An 18,194-nucleotide genomic window follows, 5' to 3' on the forward strand; every position below is an offset into this window, starting at 1 on the left:
TTTAGAAGCCGAACAAGCCTCCAACTTGGTAAATGACAAACGAAACGATATATGCAAGCACGAGCGCATAACCAATCGAAAACATCGTCCATTTCCGTGAACTTGTCTCTTTATAAATCGTCGCGACAGTGGCTAAGCATGGAACATATAGTAAAACGAACACCATAAAACTAAACGCTGATAGCGGAGTAAAGTGCGTTGCCATCAACCCTTGGAGCGATTCAACATCCGGCACATGATAAATAATGTTCATCGTTGATACAACGACTTCTTTGGCTAAAAAGCCGGTTAACAACGCTGCTCCAGCTTGCCACGTTCCAAATCCAAGTGGGGCAAGCAGCGGGGCAAGTATACCACCGATTATCGCCAAAAAGCTGTCGTCCATATTTACATTAACACCGTGCGGACCAACATAAGATAATAACCAAATGGCAACGGAACCACCAAAAATAAACGTTCCTGCTTTTTTCACAAATCCTTTTCCTTTATCCCACGTGCTACGCCATAGTGCTTGCCATTGTGGCATACGATATGGCGGCAATTCCACGACAAATACCGATGTTTCTTCTTTTAAAATCGTTAACGAAAAAAGTTTTGCAAGTATAAGCGCAAGTGAAATGCCTAGAACATATAAAGAAAGAACGACAATAGCTTGATGTGCTGCAAAAAATGCACCGACAAACAGAGCATATACCGGCAAGCGTGCGGAACAAGACATTAGCGGTGTTAACAACGTCGTCACAAGCCGCTCCCGTGGTTGCTCAATCGTCCGTGCCGCCATGACACCCGGAACATTACAACCAAATCCGATAATAAGTGGAATAAATGCTTTTCCGTTCAATCCAACTGCTTCCATTAAGCGATCCATGACAAGCGCTACACGCGCCATATACCCTGAATCTTCTAAGAAAGAAATGAAGAAAAATAAAATGAAAATTTGCGGAACAAACACAAGCACACCGCCTACTCCTGCAATCACACCATCAACAACGAGCGCACGAATAAATTCAGAAGCACCGATCGCTTCTAGCATCGCTGTCACCGAATCGGTTAACGGACCAGCGAAAAAGCCATCAAGCAAATCGGAAAGCGGTGCTCCGAGCCAATCAAATGTAAGTTGAAATAACATATACATAGCTAGTAAAAAAAGCGGAATACCGATATATTTATTCGTCACAACTGCATCGATGCGATCCGTCAGCGTTACCTGTCCGATTTCTGTGCGTTGCACAACTTGTTCGATGACCTCTTTTACAAATGAACGACGTTTTTCATAAATAAACTGAGCAAGCGACATTTGTTCCGTATGCCGAACTTCTTTTTCTGCTTGTTCATATAATGAACGCCATGTTGCCTCCGGCCATTTTTCTGCAACATAATCACGAACGTAGCTATTTCCTTCATAAAATTGAATGGCTAACCAACGAACTGGGAATTGTTCCTCTGTGCCCCATGACGCGATAAATCGTTCAATCGCTCGTTCCATCGCCTCACCGTAAAAAAGAGTGAAAGGCTCCGTTTGCCCTGTCACTTTTTCAAGCAACGTGTGTTCTATTTGATCGCATCCTTTCCCTGTTCGAGCAATGACAGGAACAACAGGAACGCGCAACGCTTCTGCTAATTTGGCTTGATCGATAAATATGCCGCGTCTTTCTGCGACATCCACCATATTTAAAGCGACTGTCAGCGGTTTACCGAATTCTAATAGCTGCACAGTTAACAATAAATTTCGTTCTAGTTGTGACGCATCGACGATATTTAAAATTTCATCGAACGATTCAGTCAATAAAAATTGCGTCACGACACGCTCATCGCGGGAAAGTGGATGAAGCGAATATACGCCGGGCAAATCAATCATTTTTGCTTTTTTGCTACGCAAAACACCCACTTTTTTTTCAACGGTAACGCCGCTCCAGTTTCCCACATACTCGTACGTTCCTGTTAATTGATTAAACAATGACGTTTTCCCTGTATTTGGGTTACCTACAAGTGCAATATGCATCATAACGGCTTCACCTGAATGTTCATCGCCTCATGACGGCGGATGCCGACACATTGTCCACAATTTTCGATCATAAATGGGCCACCAAGCGGCATCGTGCATTTCAAACAAATTTCTGCCCCTTCCGTTACCCCCATATCTAACAATCTTCTTTTTACTAAATCACTTACTTGCGATAAATCAACAATTTTCGCACGTTCCCCAACTCGTAATTGCGTCATCGCAACCATACGTAATCCCCCAATTAATAATGATAACCTTTTTCATTAATCATTATAGTACGAGTAAACAAAAACATCTATCTTTTTTTATTGTGTTCACAAAATATTACGATGCGGAGGACACAGGCATATGTTTAAAACATGTCTGTATAATAGCTTCATTCGCTCGTTCGTTTTTTAAACAAAACAAACGATCTTCACCGCATATGTCAACACCGAGCACATGCTTGAATCGGAAAAGATAGTCAACGTAAGTGATAAGGGAGCGTAGCGACATTGTCCCTTGATCCCAATTTGTTTGTGCATCTTGAGGGCGAAGCACATCTTTATCAATGCTAATGTATATATGTTTTGTCGGAATTGCGCGCACAATCGTCATTGGCGCATACATGAAATTGCTTTTTGGAAAGATCGTAACATATGAAGATGTGTTCGAAGTTGCAGAACCGATGATGACAACATGTTTTAATGTCGGAACGTGTTTTTGAGCATATAATACCCATGAACCACATGAAAGAAGTGGAAACAACGTTTGCTCATTCATGTCTGTATGATGGTCAAACAATACGAGCGTAAACGGCTCACGAAACGGCTTAAGTAATGCGTATGAAACGTAATGATAGTTGCCGCTTCCGATAAACGTTATCCCTCTTGTATGGCGGCATGCCAGTCGTTTTTCAATTTCTTGCATCGCACCGTCATCGCAATACAAATTCGTTCCTTTAATGTCATCCATCTCGATCCATTCATGAGGAAAACGAAGAAGGTTTCGTTGCCACGTATACGTATGATCGAAGTTTAAAAACGTTACACTTGGATGCATACTTCTCCCCACCCTTGTGCAAGTTTTTTCTTCAATCAAATTATACAAACATCTTAATCACATGCACAACGACGTTTTTCGTGAAAGAATTCACATATTTGTCAAAAACAAATACTAATACCCCTTTATCTATATATATTCTTGTGATACAATTCACAATGTAAGGAGGCTGATCAAGATGAGCAAAAAAATCGTGATAGTTGGTGGCGTAGCTGGTGGCGCAACGACAGCTGCTCGCTTACGTCGTTTAGATGAACAAGCAGAAATCGTGATGTTTGAACGTGGAGAATATATTTCATTTGCAAACTGTGGTCTTCCATATTATATCGGTGGTGCAATCGCAGAGCGTGATGCTTTGCTCGTGCAAACGGTTGAAGGAATGGCAGAGAAATTTAATCTTGACATTCGTATTCAAAGCGAAGTCATTGCCATTAACCGTGAACGTAAAACGGTAACTGTAAAACATTTGACAACCGGAAAAACGTATGAAGAAAACTATGATTATCTCGTTTTATCGCCAGGGGCAAGCCCAATAAAACCAAACATCCCAGGTATTGAAGAAGCGAACGATTTATTTACATTGCGCAACATTCCAGATACAGATCGGATCAAAGCATATGTAGATGAAAAGAAACCGAAAAGAGCGGTCGTCATCGGTGGCGGCTTCATCGGGGTAGAAATGGCTGAAAACTTATGGGAACGTGGCATACATGTCACGCTTGTTGAAATGGCGAAGCAAATTATGGCACCTGTCGATTACGAAATGGCGGCGATTCTCCATCAGCATATGAGAGATAAAGGCGTGCGCCTCATTTTAGAAGACGGTGTCGCAGCATTTGAAAAGCAAGGAAAAATTGTTCGCCTACAAAGCGGAACAACACTTGATACGGACATGATCGTATTAGCAATTGGCGTAAAACCAGAAAATGAATTAGCGAAACAGGCAGGATTAGCGATTGGCGAACGGGGTGGCATTCAAGTAAATGAATATTTACAAACATCTGATCCATCGATTTATGCCATTGGCGATGCGATCGAAGTGATGGACTATATTAACGGCAAACCGACTCACATTCCGCTCGCATGGCCCGCAAACCGTCAAGGTCGAATTGTTGCGGACCATATCAATGGTCGAAACGTACACTACAAAGGAACGCTCGGCACAGCGATCGCGAAAGTATTTGACATGACGGTAGCGGCAACAGGAAACAATGAAAAAACGTTACAACGTCTCGGCATACAATATGAAGTGATACACATTCATCCAAATTCACATGCAAGCTATTATCCAGGGGCATTTCCAATTGCTCTAAAACTATTGTTTGATCGACAAACGGGTCGCATATTCGGAGCACAAGCAGTTGGCTATGACGGTGTCGATAAACGAATTGACGTCATTGCAACAGCAATCAAAGGTGGAATGACTGTATTTGACTTACCAGATTTAGAATTAGCGTACGCACCGCCATATTCATCTGCTAAAGACCCCGTCAATATGGCTGGTTATGTCGCAACAAACATCATTGAAGATATGGTTGAAACGATTCAATGGCATGAAGTGAATGAATTAGTGAAAAGCGGAGCATGTCTCGTTGATGTTCGTGAGGAAATAGAACGCGACATGGGCTTTATTCCAGGCTCAATGAACATTCCGCTTGGACAATTACGCCAGCGACTTCATGAACTGCCTAAAGATGAAACGATATATGTATATTGCCAAGTCGGACTACGCGGTTATTTAGCGGCTCGTATATTAACTCAACATGGTTTCCACGTGAAAAACTTAGATGGCGGATATAAAACATATGCAGCTGTTTATAGCGAGCAACAAGAGCAACGAAAAGAGGAACAAACGGAAAAACAAGTGGAGCGTGTAGACGTCATGAATGTTCAAGCGACAACAACACTAGACGCATGTGGACTCCAATGCCCTGGACCAATTATGAAAGTATATCAAACGATGGAACAGTTAAAAGACGGGGATGTACTAGAAGTAAAAGCAACAGATCCAGGGTTTGCACGCGATATTCAATCATGGTGTAAAAAAACAGGTAATACGCTGTTAAAAACAATTTTTGAAAATAAAATGTTTATCACCTACATTCAAAAAGGAACGAATAAAACCACTTTACCTGAAAAAGAAACAAGAAAAGACGGCGCAACGCTCGTTGTTTTCAGTGGCGATTTAGATAAAGCGATCGCATCGTTTATTATCGCATCAGGGGCTGCTGCAATGGGTAAAAAAGTAACGATGTTCTTTACGTTCTGGGGACTCAACATTTTACGAAAAAAAGATGCACCTCCCGTACAAAAAGATATGCTTGAAAAAATGTTCGGCATGATGATGCCAAAAGGTGTTCACGATCTTCCATTATCAAAAATGAACATGGCAGGCATGGGTCCAAAAATGATTCAATACGTGATGGAAAAGAAACATGTCGACGATATTGAAACATTGATGAAAAATGCGATGGCTGCAGGAGTTAAACTTGTCGCTTGCTCGATGTCGATGGACATTATGGGCATTAAAAAAGAAGAATTAATTGATGGAATCGAAATTGGCGGTGTCGCCACATATTTAGGCGATGCTGAAGAAGCTGGATTAAACTTGTTTATTTAAAAAAATCGGGCTATCTCGCTACGGAGATAGCCCTTTCAAGTATATTCACAGGGGGATCGGGGGAATACACTTAGCATTATCCATTATGACCATTGTTTTTAATTTTATACATATGTTCATAAAATTTTTATGCGATTTTTCGGTTATCTATTTTTTTATTTTTTACGTATCCAGCAAGTAAAACAACAGCGGTCACAACAATAAGGAATACGAACGACTGTGAACCTTGCGGAAAAGCAATCCACTTTCTCATTTGTTCATCTTTCAACAACATTTCTCCTGCCGTCCACGCTAAAATGCCCGAACCAACATACGGAATCCATTTATATTTTTCCATCGCCAACACAATAGCCTTCGAACCAAAAATCATAATCGGAATGCTGATGGCGACACCGAAAGCGATCATGCCAATATGCCCGCCTGACGCCCCTGCAATCGCCACAACATTATCTAAACTCATGACAGCATCGGCGATGATAATTGTCCAAATCGCCTTCCATAAACGATCGGCAGCTTGTATACTCGCTTCTTCCTCCTCATTGATCAACACTTTATACGCAATCCAAAGGAGCAATAACCCTCCAAAGAAATGAACAAATGGGATTTGCAATAAAAAGACAATCACCGCAGCAAACAAAACACGCAAAATGACTGCCCCAGCCGTACCGAATACAATAGCGCGATTGCGTTGTTTTTCCGGCAATCGCCGTGTAGCCATCGCAATCACAATCGCGTTATCCCCAGAAAGAATAATATCAATCGCAATAATTTTTAACAAAGCAAGTAGCGCTTCTGATGAAATGATCCAATCACCCATTTGAGTTCCCCTTTTTCAATGTACTTCTCCCCTATCTTATCGCGAAGCTCGTCTACATTCAACTTTTCTATTCCGACATATATGTTAAATTCTCTCTTTATTTTTACAAAAACCGACCGTTGTAATGTATTTGTAACATAATTTAATGGCTATGTAACAATTTTTCGACATCTTTTTTGTTATAATGTACTCGTCGATGGAACAAGTCTTTTGGAGGTTCAAGCAATGAAAAAAGCTCTAGCCACTACCGCTCTCTTTACGTTGTTATGTTTCACGTATTTTGCAAGCCCTTTCAAAACAGAGGCTGCCTTTTCAGCAAATACGCTCATCGCTGAAGCCCATAAGGTTATTGGTACACCGTATCGTGCAGGAGGAACGACACCAAAAGGATTTGATTGTTCCGGTTTTGTTAGCTATACATATAAGAAAGTAGGAGTTTCGCTTCCACATTCTTCAAGCGCAATGTATGCAAAAGGAAAGCCCGTTTCTCTTAACCAATTAGCACCAGGAGATTTGCTGTTTTTCAAAACATCGAAACATAAAGGAATTTCCCATGTGGCAATCTATATCGGTAATGGCCGCATGATCCATTCGACATCATCCAAAGGTGTTCAAGTAAACTCTATCCATCAAGCTTATTGGAAACAACGTTTCGTTGGGGCAAAACGATTATAATGCGAAGGCAAGCACTTCATGCCGAACGTCATTTCGACGCGAAGTGCTTGCTCTCGACAAAAAGCAGGGGACATTCCCTGCTTTTTTCATTATTTTTTCATTTCCTCTCTTATTTTTCCGATATATAATGTATGTAGCATGGGGATGATGGAGGGACATAACATCAATGACAAAAAAAGAGAAGCGAACGGTGACAATAACTGTTTTTGCTTTCATGTGTTTTTTATGTATTTTACTATTTAGCTCATCGTTAACAATGACATTTGAACGAAATCATTTTTTATCGGTTCATACATTACTTGAGTTTTTCAGTATTACGGTAGCCATGGCAATCGCGTTTCAAGGATGGATTTCATTTCCACAAGCTTTGTCACGCCGTCGTTTACGTATCGCGACAACGTTTTTAGTTGTTGCTTTTCTCGATTTATTGCATGCGCTTACATACAAACAAATGCCAGGCATTATCGTTGCCGATAGTTCCGTTCAGCTTGCAACTTCTTTTTGGCTAGCTGCCCGTATGACGCAAGCCATATTTTTATTGCTCGCTTTTCTGCTTCCTGACGGTCCAATTCAAAAAGGTGAAAAACTACTTGGTTTTTTCGTTCCTTTACTATATATGGGATTTGTGTCGATGGGAATTGTGTACGTTGCAGATTCGCTCCCTCCGCTTGTCATCGAAGGGGTAGGAACAACCCCATTGAAAAATGGGATAGAATACATCATTACAACGTTGCATCTTATCACGATCGGTGTACTCATCCGTCACTATAAAGAAAAACGATTAGTGCCGACACTTGATGTTATTGTTGGTTTCGTCTTTTTATTTTTAAGCGAGCTGATTTTTACGTTGTACCGTAACGTTTATGATGTAATAAACATCTTCGGACATATATATAAAGTGATCGGCTTTTCTTACTTTTTACGTGGCTTATACTTGGCATCATTTAAAGAACCGTTTCAGGCAAGAGAGCGCGCTGAACAAGCGCTCGCTAAAAGTCGAGAACAGCTAAGAAAACAAGCGTTATTCGATGAACTAACGAATTTGCCTAATCGTCGCTATTTTATTAATACACTTCGTGAACGATTGGAAATAGCGAGAGCAAAAAACGAGACGGTGGCGCTTTTTTTCCTTGATTTAGACAATTTCAAAAACATTAATGATTCACTTGGTCACGCGGCTGGCGATCTTTTGTTGCAATTGGTGGCGAAACGATTAAGCCATTTGCACGATCATTTTGTCGCTCGCCTTGGGGGTGATGAATTTGCGGTCATTGTTTCTGATGTTCCTTCACTTGAACAAGTAGCACAACAGATGATTGATATACTTGGTGAACCTTTTTTCGTCCGTCAAAAAGAGCTGTTTATTACAACAAGTCTCGGCATAAGCATATATCCGACGCACGGTGAAGATGAAATGACATTGATTCAACATGCGGATATGGCAATGTATGAAGCAAAGAAAAAAGGAAAAAATCAATGGGCGATGTACGATCCAACGTTTGAAAAAGAACGAATGCGAAAATCGCTCATTCGTCAGCGACTACACGCCGCTTTAGAACAACGCTCCATTTCTGTATATTACCAACCAATTGTCGATATGAAACAACATCGGCTCGTTGGCATAGAAGCACTCGCTCGCTGGAAAGACGAGGAACTCGGATTCGTTCCGCCAGATGAATTTATTAGTATCGCGGAAGAAGACGGTTTTATTATTCCGCTTGGAGAATATATTTTCCAAACAGCTGTATTAGATTTAAAACGGCTACATGAACAAGGCATGTCTCACATATATGTAAGCATTAACTTATCACTTCGTCAGTTAAAAAACGAGCAATTCTTTTCTTTTGTACAACAGCTACTAGAACAAACTTGTCTACAACCACAATATATTGAACTAGAAATTACAGAAAATGTCGCTTTAAGCGATGAAAAACAAGTCATTGAAACGATCCGGGCACTGAAACGAATAGGCATTCGCATCGCAATTGACGATTTCGGAAGTGGCTACTCATCCATTGCCTATTTACGCCATATTTCAGTTGACACACTAAAAATTGATAAATCGTTTATTTTTGAAGTCATTACGAACGAACATACCGCAAAATTAACAGAAGCGATTATCGCACTTGCCCATCGTTTGCAGCTTCACATTGTCGCTGAAGGAGTAGAAACAGATCGACACGTATCGTTTTTACAATCCACTCATTGCGACAAAGCGCAAGGTTATTTATTTAGTCCACCTGTTCCTTTTGAACAAGTGGTAAAACAGTTACAAACAGCTCATATACGATAAGGGGAGTACTTGGGGGATGAAACATATACAAGTAACAGACCAAAAGCGACTACAACAGTTAAGTTACACGGGGGTAACAGAAGGAAAGCTACAATCAATTTATATCATTAGAAACTAACAGATGCGTTTCCACCAGAGAAAGTAAAAGAAATTTTGCTCGATGGCCGAGGAAAACAATTTGATCCAAAATTGATTGACTTATTTCTGACGATGTGGAATGACTTCCTCGAAACAAGAGAACAGTTGTCATAGTACTAAATGAAAAAGCACCTCCAACTTCTCGAGGTGCTTTCTACGTTTTATACTATTTGTTGTTGAATGACTGCAGCGCGTTGGGCTGTTTCTGTTACATATGCTGCCATTTTTTCATTCGCATCTTTTAAATGTTCAACTGTCGCACTTACTTCTTCAAGCGATGCGCTCGACTGCTGAATAAAGACAGAAAAATCGCTAATGGAACGATCCATCTTCTCCCCTTGCTTCTCTAGCTTTTCGCTAATGATAAAAAAGTAAGATAATTGTTCTTGCAAATGATTTAACGACTGATACAATTTTTCAAAATACACATTCACTTCATCCGTTAACGTCTCATTTCTCGTTAATTGTTCACTCGTTTCATTCATTCTCTCTAACAGTTCATTGTTGCTTTCATTGACTTCCGCTAAATTACGAACGATGTGTTGTGTCGTTTCTTCCGTCAATACAGCCAATTTGCGAATTTCTTCAGCAACAACCGCAAATCCTTTCCCATACTCTCCTGCTCGCGCTGCCTCAATCGTTGCATTTAAAGCTAATAAATTCGTCTGATTTGTAATTTGTTTAATTTGTTTCGTTAACTCATTTGTATTGGCAATTTTACTTGTTAACGCATGTAATGTTGCTTTTGTAGCATGAATCGCGTCATGAAATTGTTCTGTATGTGTCAATAAAAGATGCATTTTTTGCATACCCGCTTGTGCCATTTCACTCGATTGTGATGAGTGCTCTTTTAATTGTTTAGAAGTCTCATAAATCTGCTCACTCATTGCTTTCGCTTCCGCTACTTCATCATGAATATCAATGACTTGTTCGCTTTGCGCTTGACCTGCTACCGCTGCTTGCCGAATCGCTTCTTTCATTTCTTCTTGTGCTTGTACATTTTGAAGTACTTGTTGATGAATATGTTCAACATTTTCAATAATATGCTTTAACTGGTTTTCAAGTTCATGTCTTCTTGCCATTTGCTTTTCTTTTTCGGCATGCGTCTGTCCTACATGTTCAACGAGTTGATGGAATTGTTTGCGACTTAAATGTAATAACACAGAAAGGGCGATACCAATCATCACATAAACAATAAAAACCGTATGTCCTGTTTTTTGAAATACTTGCTGAAAAGAAGAAGGAACAAGCGCACCGACAACTAAAATGATAATTCCAAGCAGAAGTCCTGTTACAAACAACGTGCGATTTAAATGTAACACGGATAACACAACTAAACAAAAAGCGAGCGCAATCGTTCCTAAACTCCCCCCTGTCGTAAATAAACTACCTAATGTCGCAAAAAATAATATAAAAATAATAAAATATGGGTAGATATGTTCGTATTTTTTTATCTTTTTTAACGCCATATACACGAGGGCATTTAGCACAAGACTTCCACCATAAATGGCAATCTTCTCAACTTTCTCTCCAATAAAAATAAGTCCGATCACACCTGTTATTGCGCTAAATGTGTAAATAAGGAACAAGAAAAAATTTTTCCTTCGCATTTCTTCCATTTTGAGTTGCCCAATAAAATCCAATCAAACCTCCCCCTTTTCCTTTTTCCTATACTATATCAAAAAAATAAGAATTTAGTAAATAATATTCTGAAAATTAAAGATGTATTCATATAAAAAACACCGCGTCAATAGCGGTGTTACTCATATGGACGTTGTTGATAAAAATAATTTGGTTTGACGATTGTATTATCATAATATTGATGGAAAATGTGCGTCGTTGCAGGAGAAAGTGGGGGAATGAGCCACGTCCAACTGCCTGTTACTTTCCTTCCTGCTTCTTGCTCTTGCTGTTCGAACCGCTTAAACTGCTGTGCGGCGGTATGATGATCGACAATACTTACCCCTGCTTTTTTATACGAATATAAAACGGCGATATTTAATTCAATAAGCGCTTGATCTTTCCATAATGTACTATTTCTTGACGTATCAAGTCCCATGCATGAAGCAATTTTCGGAAGCATGTTATAGCGGTAATCATCGGCGAAATTGCGCGCACCAATTTCCGTTCCCATGTACCAACCGTTAAACGGGGCAGCTGTATACTGTATACCTCCAATTTCTAAACACATATCTGAAATAATTGGAACAGCATACCATTTTAACTGTAAATCGCGAAACCATGAAAACGTCGGATGTTCAATCGGCACTTCAAGCACAATATCTTTTGGAATCGGAAACAACTTCGGCTTGCGCCCACCGACTTGAATAACGAGAGGTAAAATGTCAAAATGCGTTCGTTCCCCTCTCCACCCGAGTTGCTCACATGCTTTCGTAAACGAGATAGACGATGAGTCCCCGATTATTCCATGCTCTGTTTCATAACCTGCATAGCGAATTAACTGATGATTCCAGATGCGTACCCGCTCAGGACGAAAAATAGTAATGGTCGGACGAATTTTCCCACTGTTTGTCGCAAATTCAATGTGATAAAACAGTCGCTCAGCGATATCCTCTTCCCGCTCAATCATACGCGCATCAAACACATGAAGCGTTTGCCAAAATAGACGCCCGATACAACGATTGCTGTTGCGCCATGCCATACGCGCTCCGTGCTCAAGTTCTTCATACGTATGTTCATACGTCCCCGTTTGTTCAATTTCTCGCTTCACTTGTTGCAACCGCTCATATATTTCATCATCGTTTTTTCCTAGTTCTGTATAACATAAAGTGATAAATTGTTCTGCCTCTGTCCATAATGCTGTCAACGTTAGTCCCCCCGCCATCTTGTCTGTTTATACAATACACCATCTAGCAACAAAATCACAACAAAGAGTATATTCCACCTCTTGAGCCTATTGTGTATAATAAAATACAGGAAACAGTCTTTATCCGCATTACCACACATTCTAAACACCTCTTCCTAGCACCGTACATGCCTGTCACCTGTTTCCCTTTCTACACTTCTAAACGAAAGGAGGTTCACCCATGGAGCATACGTTGCGACAAATTTTAGACAAGCTTAACAAAATGGAAGCTAACATGGCGACGAAGCAAGAGCTTGCAGAAATCAAAGCAGAACTTGAGGAAGTCAAAGCTAGTATGGTAACAAAACAAGAATTTGAGGAAGTCAAGGGCAATATGGCAACAAAACAAGAACTTCAAGAAGTTAAAGCCAATATGGCGACAAAGCAAGCCGTGCTTGAAACAAATGAAATCGTCAAAAAACTAGAAAGTAAAATTGACAGTCATGAAAAGCTTTTAACTCTTCTTTCGCATCGTTCACTCGAGCATGAAGCAGCTATTTCTAGCATTCGTTTCCTTTTAGCAAAATAAATGAGGGGACTCCCCTCGTTTATTCAATGTGACTTAATACATATTCGTCTCCTTTTCGAACAATGACGACATAAAATACATTTATTTGTTCATTAGTACGCGCATTCATCACAGTCACTTTCACTTTGACTTCCTCTTTTTTACTTGCTTCATTCGGTTCCCAATAAACGATCGATGGCTCAACGTTCACTCGTTCTCTATTTAAAAACAGTACTTTCGGTCCTTCATATCCTTCCATGCCTTCGATCTGTCCGCTATCAGGTGGCATGGATTCAGCAATGATTTGTTCATCAGACGATACAGGCTGCTCCGCTCCGTAAATAGTTGTCGCATCATCAGCCATTTTGTCCGTAAATAACGTGCCATCGCTAGCTTCCATCGAGAAATTTACCTGTTCGTTTCCTGCATACATCGGATATATGTGCAGTCCTTGACGACCTGTTCTTGTTGAGACAAGTCCGTTATGAGCACTATACAGAGAAAAGCGCGGGTCTTTTTCCCATGTCAATTTCACATCTTTACTTTCGCTCGTTTCAGTCGGTTTCATCTCAATATATGTGTGAAAGTTCAACAACTTTTGATCGACAACGTCAAATTCAATGTAACCTGTTAAATGAGCTGCATCAGCGTAATACGTACGCACAATGCGATACTTCCCATTTTCTAATGGTTGATTTAACAATGAAAGATCAATCATATCTTTCACAGTCTGTCCTTTATCAATTAACGCAAGCATTTCGATAAATGCGAGATCATTCGTTAACGTTGTTGGCTGCCATGTTTGCTTTGTCTCATCATATCGCTCGATTGTATATGCATACCCAAATGAAATGACAGCATCACTTTTATTCGTTACCGAGAAAGTTAGTTTTCGAGTGTTTGCATCATATGTGACATCATGAATAGTTAGATTTGAGTCGGCTACTTCCATTTTTAACATATCCTCTCCTTGCATGTTCTCTCTCATGATTCCCTCTTTCTCTTTAGTCGGGATTGTCGGATGCAAGCTAATTGCCAATAATACACTTGCCGCAGCAACGGCAACGTATGCAGGACGAAATGACTTTCGCTTCGGTTGTTTTTCTCTTTTTTCAATCTGGGCGATCACTTTATTTTTCAATTCTTGTGTCACGACAATTTGTTCCATCTCTTTTTTATATCGCTTACGCAAAATCATAATCCCCTTTCAATTTGTTTTTTAACATTTCTCGCGCACGAGAAAGCAACGAACGAACCGTACTTTCACGCTTTTTCAACAAATGGGCGATTTCCTTTGTTTGATATCCTTCATAATAAAATAAATGAATAACTTCTCTATATTTCATCGGAAGCGATGTCACTGCTGATATGACTTCAAAGCTATCGTTGTTATCAATATAAGGAGAATGAGCCCCATCTTCATATGCATCCATTTTTCGATATACGAACGATTTCAGTTTGTTTTTGCATATATTAATAGTAACGCGAATCAACCACGCCTTCATATGCGCTTCGCTTTGTATCCGATCCATATGTTCATATAACTTAATAAATACATCTTGAAAGACATCTTCTGCATCGTGTTCATTCCTCATATACATATACGCGAGGCGTAACACCATATTCCCATATTCATCCATAGCACGCTGGATTTGCTCTTTTGTGCACAAAGAAACGACCTCCTTTCACTTCATATACAATTGAATCAATAAAAATGTTGCAACCGATCGAAACTTTTTATCCTAAGTATACAAAAAGACAGCAGATCATGCTCCCGCTGTCTTTTTATGCTTGTTTCGTACAAAACCACCAATCAAAACAATTGATTTCCCCTTGTTTCGCTTTATTTAATCGTTCTTCTGCTTGTTGAATTGTGCGCGGCGGCGGCATAATGAGGCGATCTCCTACTAACTCGTTATGCGGCCAATTCGCTGGTGTTGCTGCTTTATATGCATCGGCTGTCTGCAACGTTTTTACTGCTCGTACAATTTCGTATATATTTCTTCCGACCGATTCAGGGTACGTCAACATAAGACGAATCGTTCCCTCGTGGTCAACAATATATACACTGCGCACCGTTCTTGTCCCTTTCGTTGGATGAATCATCCCAAGTTGCTTTGCTACATGACCAAGTTCATCTGCAATAATCGGAAACGAAATGCGAACACGAAGCTTTTCACGAATCCACTCAATCCATTTCATATGGGAAAACACTTGTTCAACTGACAGGCCGATTAACTCTGTATTCATCTCGTCAAATTGTGGCTCCATTTTCTCAAAGGCCACAAACTCTGTCGTGCAAACTGGGGTAAAATCAGCTGGGTGACTAAAGAGGACAAACCAGCGTCCAGCATAATCATCTGGTAATGTAATCGTTCCAACGGTCGTCGCCACCGTCATCGTTGGAAAGCGATCCGAAATAAATAGCATAACCATCCCTCCATACATTTTACCGTTTCAGCTTATGCATCTCCCCATAGGCACGAACATTGTCCTCACTTTGTCACAATTTTGTCACAAACAAAAATACATTTCATCTTTTCAAAGCGTTTCATTTTAATTAAAATACCCATAGATGTATGTGTATAGGGAGGGATATCTCTATGAGTGAAAAAATTAGTCGACGGACATTTTTAAAACGTTCAACAGTTGCTGGTGCAACAGCTGGGATGTTGCTTGCGACAAAAACACCGGGATACGCACAAACTGACAAATCAGACGAAAACACGTTAATCGGCTCACTTATTGACTTAACAAAATGTGATGGTTGCGCAGCTTATGACACACCATTATGTGTGACAGCTTGTAGACAAAAAAATGAACACCGTTTCCCACAGCCACAAAAACCAATCAAAAATTATTGGCCACAGAAAAAGCATGAAGACTGGTCCAACGAAAAAGACCGCACCGATCGCCTCACTCCTTACAACTGGACATACGTTGAAAAAGTGCAAGTAAATTGGAACGGTAAAACAAAAGATGTGGCTATACCAAGAAGATGTATGCATTGTCTTGATGCACCGTGTCAAAAACTTTGTCCATTTGGAGTCATCGAAAAAACAAAACATGGAGCGGTGAAAATTGATGAAAACTTCTGCATGGGTGGAGCAAAATGTCGCGCTGTTTGCCCTTGGGACATTCCACAACGTCAAGCAGGTGTTGGTTTATATATGAAGCTCGTTCCAGAATTAGCTGGAGGCGGTGTCATGTATAAATGCGACATGTGTGCAGATTTACTTGAAGAAGGAAAAAGCCCAGCCTGTGAAACTGCCTGTCCGAAAGGAGCAATTGAATTCGGCCCGTACGAACAAATTCGCAAAAAAGCGTACGAACGTGCAAAAGAAATTGATGGGTTTATTTATGGGGATGTTGAAAATAGTGGAACGTTAACACTTTACGTTTCAGATGTACCATTTGATAAAATTGATGAGGCGATTGAAGCAAAGAAAAAAGAAGAAAATGATACCCGCTTTGGTCGTCCGCATATGAAGCCTGAAGTTGAAAATATGTTAGAAACGACACACGGATACATGCTCGCCACGCTCATCGCTCCAATCGCTGGTGCAGCAGCCGCAGGCATTACTGCTTACAAAGTATTATCGGGGCAGAAGAAAAAGGAAGGGAAAAAACAACATGAGTCAAAAGAAGAAAAATAAAATTTATCGTCAACCGCTTCCGAATCGCTTCGTTCATTGGGGTGTTGCCATTTCAATCATCATGCTTATCATTACAGGCATCGGACAAATGCCTGTATACGGTCGCTATTTAATCGTTCAGCCGTTCGGCACAAAATGGCTCACATCGTATGAGATTACGTTATTAGTGCATTACTTTTTCGCGGCAACACTCCTGTTCTTTACGACGTATCATATCGTTTATCACGTGATGAAAAAAGAGTTTGACATTTGGCCGAAAAAAGGAGACGTAAAAGGCTCTTATCTCATTATAAAGGCAATGATTTTAGGACAAAAAGAACCACCGAGCGAAAAGTACTTACCTGAACAACGAATCGCTTACTTATATTTCGTTATTTCCATCGGTCTTGTCATCGTCACAGGCGTCATCAAAGTCATTAAAAATATGATGGGCGTTCAGCCGACGAACGGCATTTTGTTTTGGGGAGCGCAGTTGCACAACTTAGCAACAGTAATGGTCATCCTCGGTGTCGTTATGCATTTAGCGGCGTTTATCGTCAAAGAAAATCGCAAGCTGTTGCCCGGTATGTTTACCGGCTATGTAGAAGAAGAATATGTAAAAGAACGTCACTCACTTTGGTATAAGGAATTAAAGAAGAGATACGAAAAGCAGTCCTAAGCAAGCGGACTGCTTTTTTATTCCTCTGTGCGTTTAATTTGATTTTTTTCAATCACATACTTTCTCATTTCGATTATCGTTCCGTCTTCTTTCATCTTCCGCAAAACAACAGCATCACGTCCATCATTTGTTTTACTTTGAGATGTTTCGTATACATATCTAACCCCTTTTTCGATTACTTCACGTGTCCCAAGCCAATCTGGACATTCGTTCAAAAATGGATCACTACTACGCATTTGAAGAAAATAGTTCATCGCTTGTATAGAAATGTTAAGCGGTCGTTTTTCCACATAAGATGTAATCACTTTTGCATCTCGCCCAATCTTTTTTAAATACTCCTTTGCTTGTTCTTCTTGCTGTTTCACAAGCTCATCATAATATTTCTCTGCATATAACACCTTTAAGCGATGTTTTTTCGGAAACATACGCTTGATCGATTCCGTATATTTATCCCCGTCGATGGGCTCTTCGTATGCCACAAGTTTATATCGACCATGCTTACCAACGGAAAATGTCACCACAGTCGGAATCGCCCCACTACCTGATACAATTGCAAACATACGATCTTGAAATTCAAATACACCAACACTTGCAATAGCATATACTTTCACTTCATTCGCTTTTTGTTCTGTACTGAGAATGATGTGCCCTTCAGCAATGTATTCTCCTTTCCGATAAGATTTTCCATGATCTTTGATGGCTTCGCCCACTGCTTTCTCAACATCTATTACGCCTTTTACTGTATGTAAACTAGCAATATCTTCATCGGAACTAGATATAGAATCATTTTTCTTGAAATCGTTCCCTTGATAAAAAAACAATCCTACGATAATGACCAAGATAAGAAAGATAAAAATCAAAACAAATCTTCTCATTCCTCCATCTCCTTAATTATGAATAGTACAAAAAAAGAAAAT

The 18,194-nt window shown here is 40.1% G+C and carries 16 protein-coding genes; 6 read left to right on the forward strand and 10 right to left on the reverse strand.

The genetic code is table 11. The annotated features are described in order from the left end of the window. Position 1: 1 nt before the first annotated feature. The 3 genes from feoB to HNR43_RS07980 all read right to left on the reverse strand — a co-directional run bounded on the left by feoB (position 2) and on the right by HNR43_RS07980 (position 3,046). A complete protein-coding gene (gene feoB / locus HNR43_RS07970) occupies positions 2 to 2,005 on the reverse strand; it encodes a ferrous iron transport protein B (protein ID WP_183242807.1) in 2,004 nt (667 codons plus the stop codon). Next, positions 2,002 to 2,232 carry a FeoA family protein gene (locus HNR43_RS07975; protein ID WP_032101006.1) on the reverse strand — a complete coding sequence of 77 codons (231 nt, stop codon included), beginning with the start codon at positions 2,230 to 2,232 and terminating at the stop codon, positions 2,002 to 2,004. The genes feoB and HNR43_RS07975 overlap by 4 nt, the downstream gene beginning before the upstream one ends. Positions 2,233 to 2,329: 97 nt before the next feature. Beyond that, positions 2,330 to 3,046, reverse strand: a complete 717-nt coding sequence (locus tag HNR43_RS07980) for an arginase family protein (protein ID WP_183242809.1) — start codon at positions 3,044 to 3,046, stop codon at positions 2,330 to 2,332. A gap of 178 nt (positions 3,047 to 3,224) precedes the next feature. On the opposite strand from HNR43_RS07980, the gene cdr reads away from it, so the two are divergent. After that, on the forward strand, positions 3,225 to 5,666 hold the full coding sequence (gene cdr, locus HNR43_RS07985) for a CoA-disulfide reductase (RefSeq protein WP_183242811.1): 2,442 nt from the start codon (positions 3,225 to 3,227) through the stop codon (positions 5,664 to 5,666). 127 nt (positions 5,667 to 5,793) lie between these two features. Here cdr and HNR43_RS07990 read toward each other — a convergent pair whose 3' ends face one another. Continuing rightward, entirely contained in the window at positions 5,794 to 6,483 is a 690-nt protein-coding gene (locus HNR43_RS07990; protein WP_183242813.1) for a TerC family protein, read from the reverse strand. Between the two features lie 225 nt (positions 6,484 to 6,708). Here HNR43_RS07990 and HNR43_RS07995 point away from each other — a divergent pair, with 225 nt between their 5' ends. Together HNR43_RS07995 and HNR43_RS08000 are read left to right on the forward strand one after the other, a co-directional pair. Continuing rightward, positions 6,709 to 7,158: a C40 family peptidase gene (locus HNR43_RS07995; RefSeq protein WP_183242815.1), complete on the forward strand. Its 450-nt coding sequence runs from the start codon at positions 6,709 to 6,711 to the stop codon at positions 7,156 to 7,158. 166 nt (positions 7,159 to 7,324) lie between these two features. Beyond that, on the forward strand, positions 7,325 to 9,451 hold the full coding sequence (locus HNR43_RS08000) for a bifunctional diguanylate cyclase/phosphodiesterase (RefSeq protein ID WP_183242817.1): 2,127 nt from the start codon (positions 7,325 to 7,327) through the stop codon (positions 9,449 to 9,451). 299 nt (positions 9,452 to 9,750) lie between these two features. Here the strand turns inward: HNR43_RS08000 and HNR43_RS08005 are convergent, their stop codons facing one another. Together HNR43_RS08005 and HNR43_RS08010 are read right to left on the reverse strand one after the other, a co-directional pair. Further along, the gene (locus HNR43_RS08005; protein ID WP_183242819.1) at positions 9,751 to 11,232 is read right to left on the reverse strand and encodes a methyl-accepting chemotaxis protein; all 1,482 of its coding nucleotides are present in this window, start codon (positions 11,230 to 11,232) and stop codon (positions 9,751 to 9,753) included. Between the two features lie 116 nt (positions 11,233 to 11,348). Continuing rightward, positions 11,349 to 12,416 carry a nitric oxide synthase oxygenase gene (locus tag HNR43_RS08010; protein WP_246346279.1) on the reverse strand — a complete coding sequence of 356 codons (1,068 nt, stop codon included), beginning with the start codon at positions 12,414 to 12,416 and terminating at the stop codon, positions 11,349 to 11,351. A gap of 220 nt (positions 12,417 to 12,636) precedes the next feature. Here HNR43_RS08010 and HNR43_RS08015 point away from each other — a divergent pair, with 220 nt between their 5' ends. Beyond that, the gene (locus HNR43_RS08015) at positions 12,637 to 12,984 is read left to right on the forward strand and encodes a hypothetical protein (protein ID WP_183242823.1); all 348 of its coding nucleotides are present in this window, start codon (positions 12,637 to 12,639) and stop codon (positions 12,982 to 12,984) included. A gap of 19 nt (positions 12,985 to 13,003) precedes the next feature. On the opposite strand, the gene HNR43_RS08020 is transcribed toward HNR43_RS08015, so the two are convergent. The 3 genes from HNR43_RS08020 to HNR43_RS08030 form a co-directional block, all read right to left on the reverse strand. Further along, positions 13,004 to 14,161 carry an immunoglobulin-like domain-containing protein gene (locus HNR43_RS08020; protein WP_183242825.1) on the reverse strand — a complete coding sequence of 386 codons (1,158 nt, stop codon included), beginning with the start codon at positions 14,159 to 14,161 and terminating at the stop codon, positions 13,004 to 13,006. Further along, positions 14,148 to 14,633, reverse strand: coding sequence for a sigma-70 family RNA polymerase sigma factor (locus tag HNR43_RS08025; RefSeq protein ID WP_183242827.1), 486 nt, complete (start codon positions 14,631 to 14,633; stop codon positions 14,148 to 14,150). The genes HNR43_RS08020 and HNR43_RS08025 overlap by 14 nt, the downstream gene beginning before the upstream one ends. A 115-nt stretch (positions 14,634 to 14,748) precedes the next feature. Then, entirely contained in the window at positions 14,749 to 15,393 is a 645-nt protein-coding gene (locus HNR43_RS08030; protein ID WP_246346280.1) for a peroxiredoxin, read from the reverse strand. 173 nt (positions 15,394 to 15,566) lie between these two features. Between HNR43_RS08030 and HNR43_RS08035 the strand changes: the two genes are divergently transcribed. Further along, positions 15,567 to 16,619, forward strand: coding sequence for a 4Fe-4S dicluster domain-containing protein (locus HNR43_RS08035; RefSeq protein WP_183242831.1), 1,053 nt, complete (start codon positions 15,567 to 15,569; stop codon positions 16,617 to 16,619). Beyond that, positions 16,597 to 17,277: a formate dehydrogenase subunit gamma gene (locus HNR43_RS08040; protein ID WP_183242833.1), complete on the forward strand. Its 681-nt coding sequence runs from the start codon at positions 16,597 to 16,599 to the stop codon at positions 17,275 to 17,277. The genes HNR43_RS08035 and HNR43_RS08040 overlap by 23 nt, the downstream gene beginning before the upstream one ends. 17 nt (positions 17,278 to 17,294) lie before the next feature. Here the strand turns inward: HNR43_RS08040 and HNR43_RS08045 are convergent, their stop codons facing one another. Beyond that, positions 17,295 to 18,152 (reverse strand): transcriptional regulator, encoded by an 858-nt coding sequence (locus HNR43_RS08045; protein ID WP_183242835.1) that lies wholly within the window; start codon positions 18,150 to 18,152, stop codon positions 17,295 to 17,297. Positions 18,153 to 18,194 lie beyond the last annotated feature (42 nt).

It is taken from the genome of Anoxybacillus mongoliensis, from assembly GCF_014201515.1.
Lineage (GTDB): Bacteria > Bacillota > Bacilli > Bacillales > Anoxybacillaceae > Anoxybacillus > Anoxybacillus mongoliensis.

Bases quoted from the DNA above. Each gene is read 5' to 3' on its own strand.
- HNR43_RS07990 (WP_183242813.1), bottom strand. From the start codon at position 6,483: ATGGGTGATTGGATCATTTCATCAGAAGCGCTACTTGCTTTGTTAAAA.
- HNR43_RS08020 (WP_183242825.1), bottom strand. From the start codon at position 14,161: ATGATTTTGCGTAAGCGATATAAAAAAGAGATGGAACAAATTGTCGTG.
- feoB (WP_183242807.1), bottom strand. From the start codon at position 2,005: ATGATGCATATTGCACTTGTAGGTAACCCAAATACAGGGAAAACGTCA.
- HNR43_RS07980 (WP_183242809.1), bottom strand. From the start codon at position 3,046: ATGCATCCAAGTGTAACGTTTTTAAACTTCGATCATACGTATACGTGG.
- HNR43_RS08015 (WP_183242823.1), top strand. From the start codon at position 12,637: ATGGAGCATACGTTGCGACAAATTTTAGACAAGCTTAACAAAATGGAA.
- HNR43_RS08030 (WP_246346280.1), bottom strand. From the start codon at position 15,393: ATGCTATTTATTTCGGATCGCTTTCCAACGATGACGGTGGCGACGACC.
- cdr (WP_183242811.1), top strand. From the start codon at position 3,225: ATGAGCAAAAAAATCGTGATAGTTGGTGGCGTAGCTGGTGGCGCAACG.
- HNR43_RS07995 (WP_183242815.1), top strand. From the start codon at position 6,709: ATGAAAAAAGCTCTAGCCACTACCGCTCTCTTTACGTTGTTATGTTTC.
- HNR43_RS08045 (WP_183242835.1), bottom strand. From the start codon at position 18,152: ATGAGAAGATTTGTTTTGATTTTTATCTTTCTTATCTTGGTCATTATC.
- HNR43_RS07975 (WP_032101006.1), bottom strand. From the start codon at position 2,232: ATGGTTGCGATGACGCAATTACGAGTTGGGGAACGTGCGAAAATTGTT.
- HNR43_RS08040 (WP_183242833.1), top strand. From the start codon at position 16,597: ATGAGTCAAAAGAAGAAAAATAAAATTTATCGTCAACCGCTTCCGAAT.
- HNR43_RS08000 (WP_183242817.1), top strand. From the start codon at position 7,325: ATGACAAAAAAAGAGAAGCGAACGGTGACAATAACTGTTTTTGCTTTC.
- HNR43_RS08035 (WP_183242831.1), top strand. From the start codon at position 15,567: ATGAGTGAAAAAATTAGTCGACGGACATTTTTAAAACGTTCAACAGTT.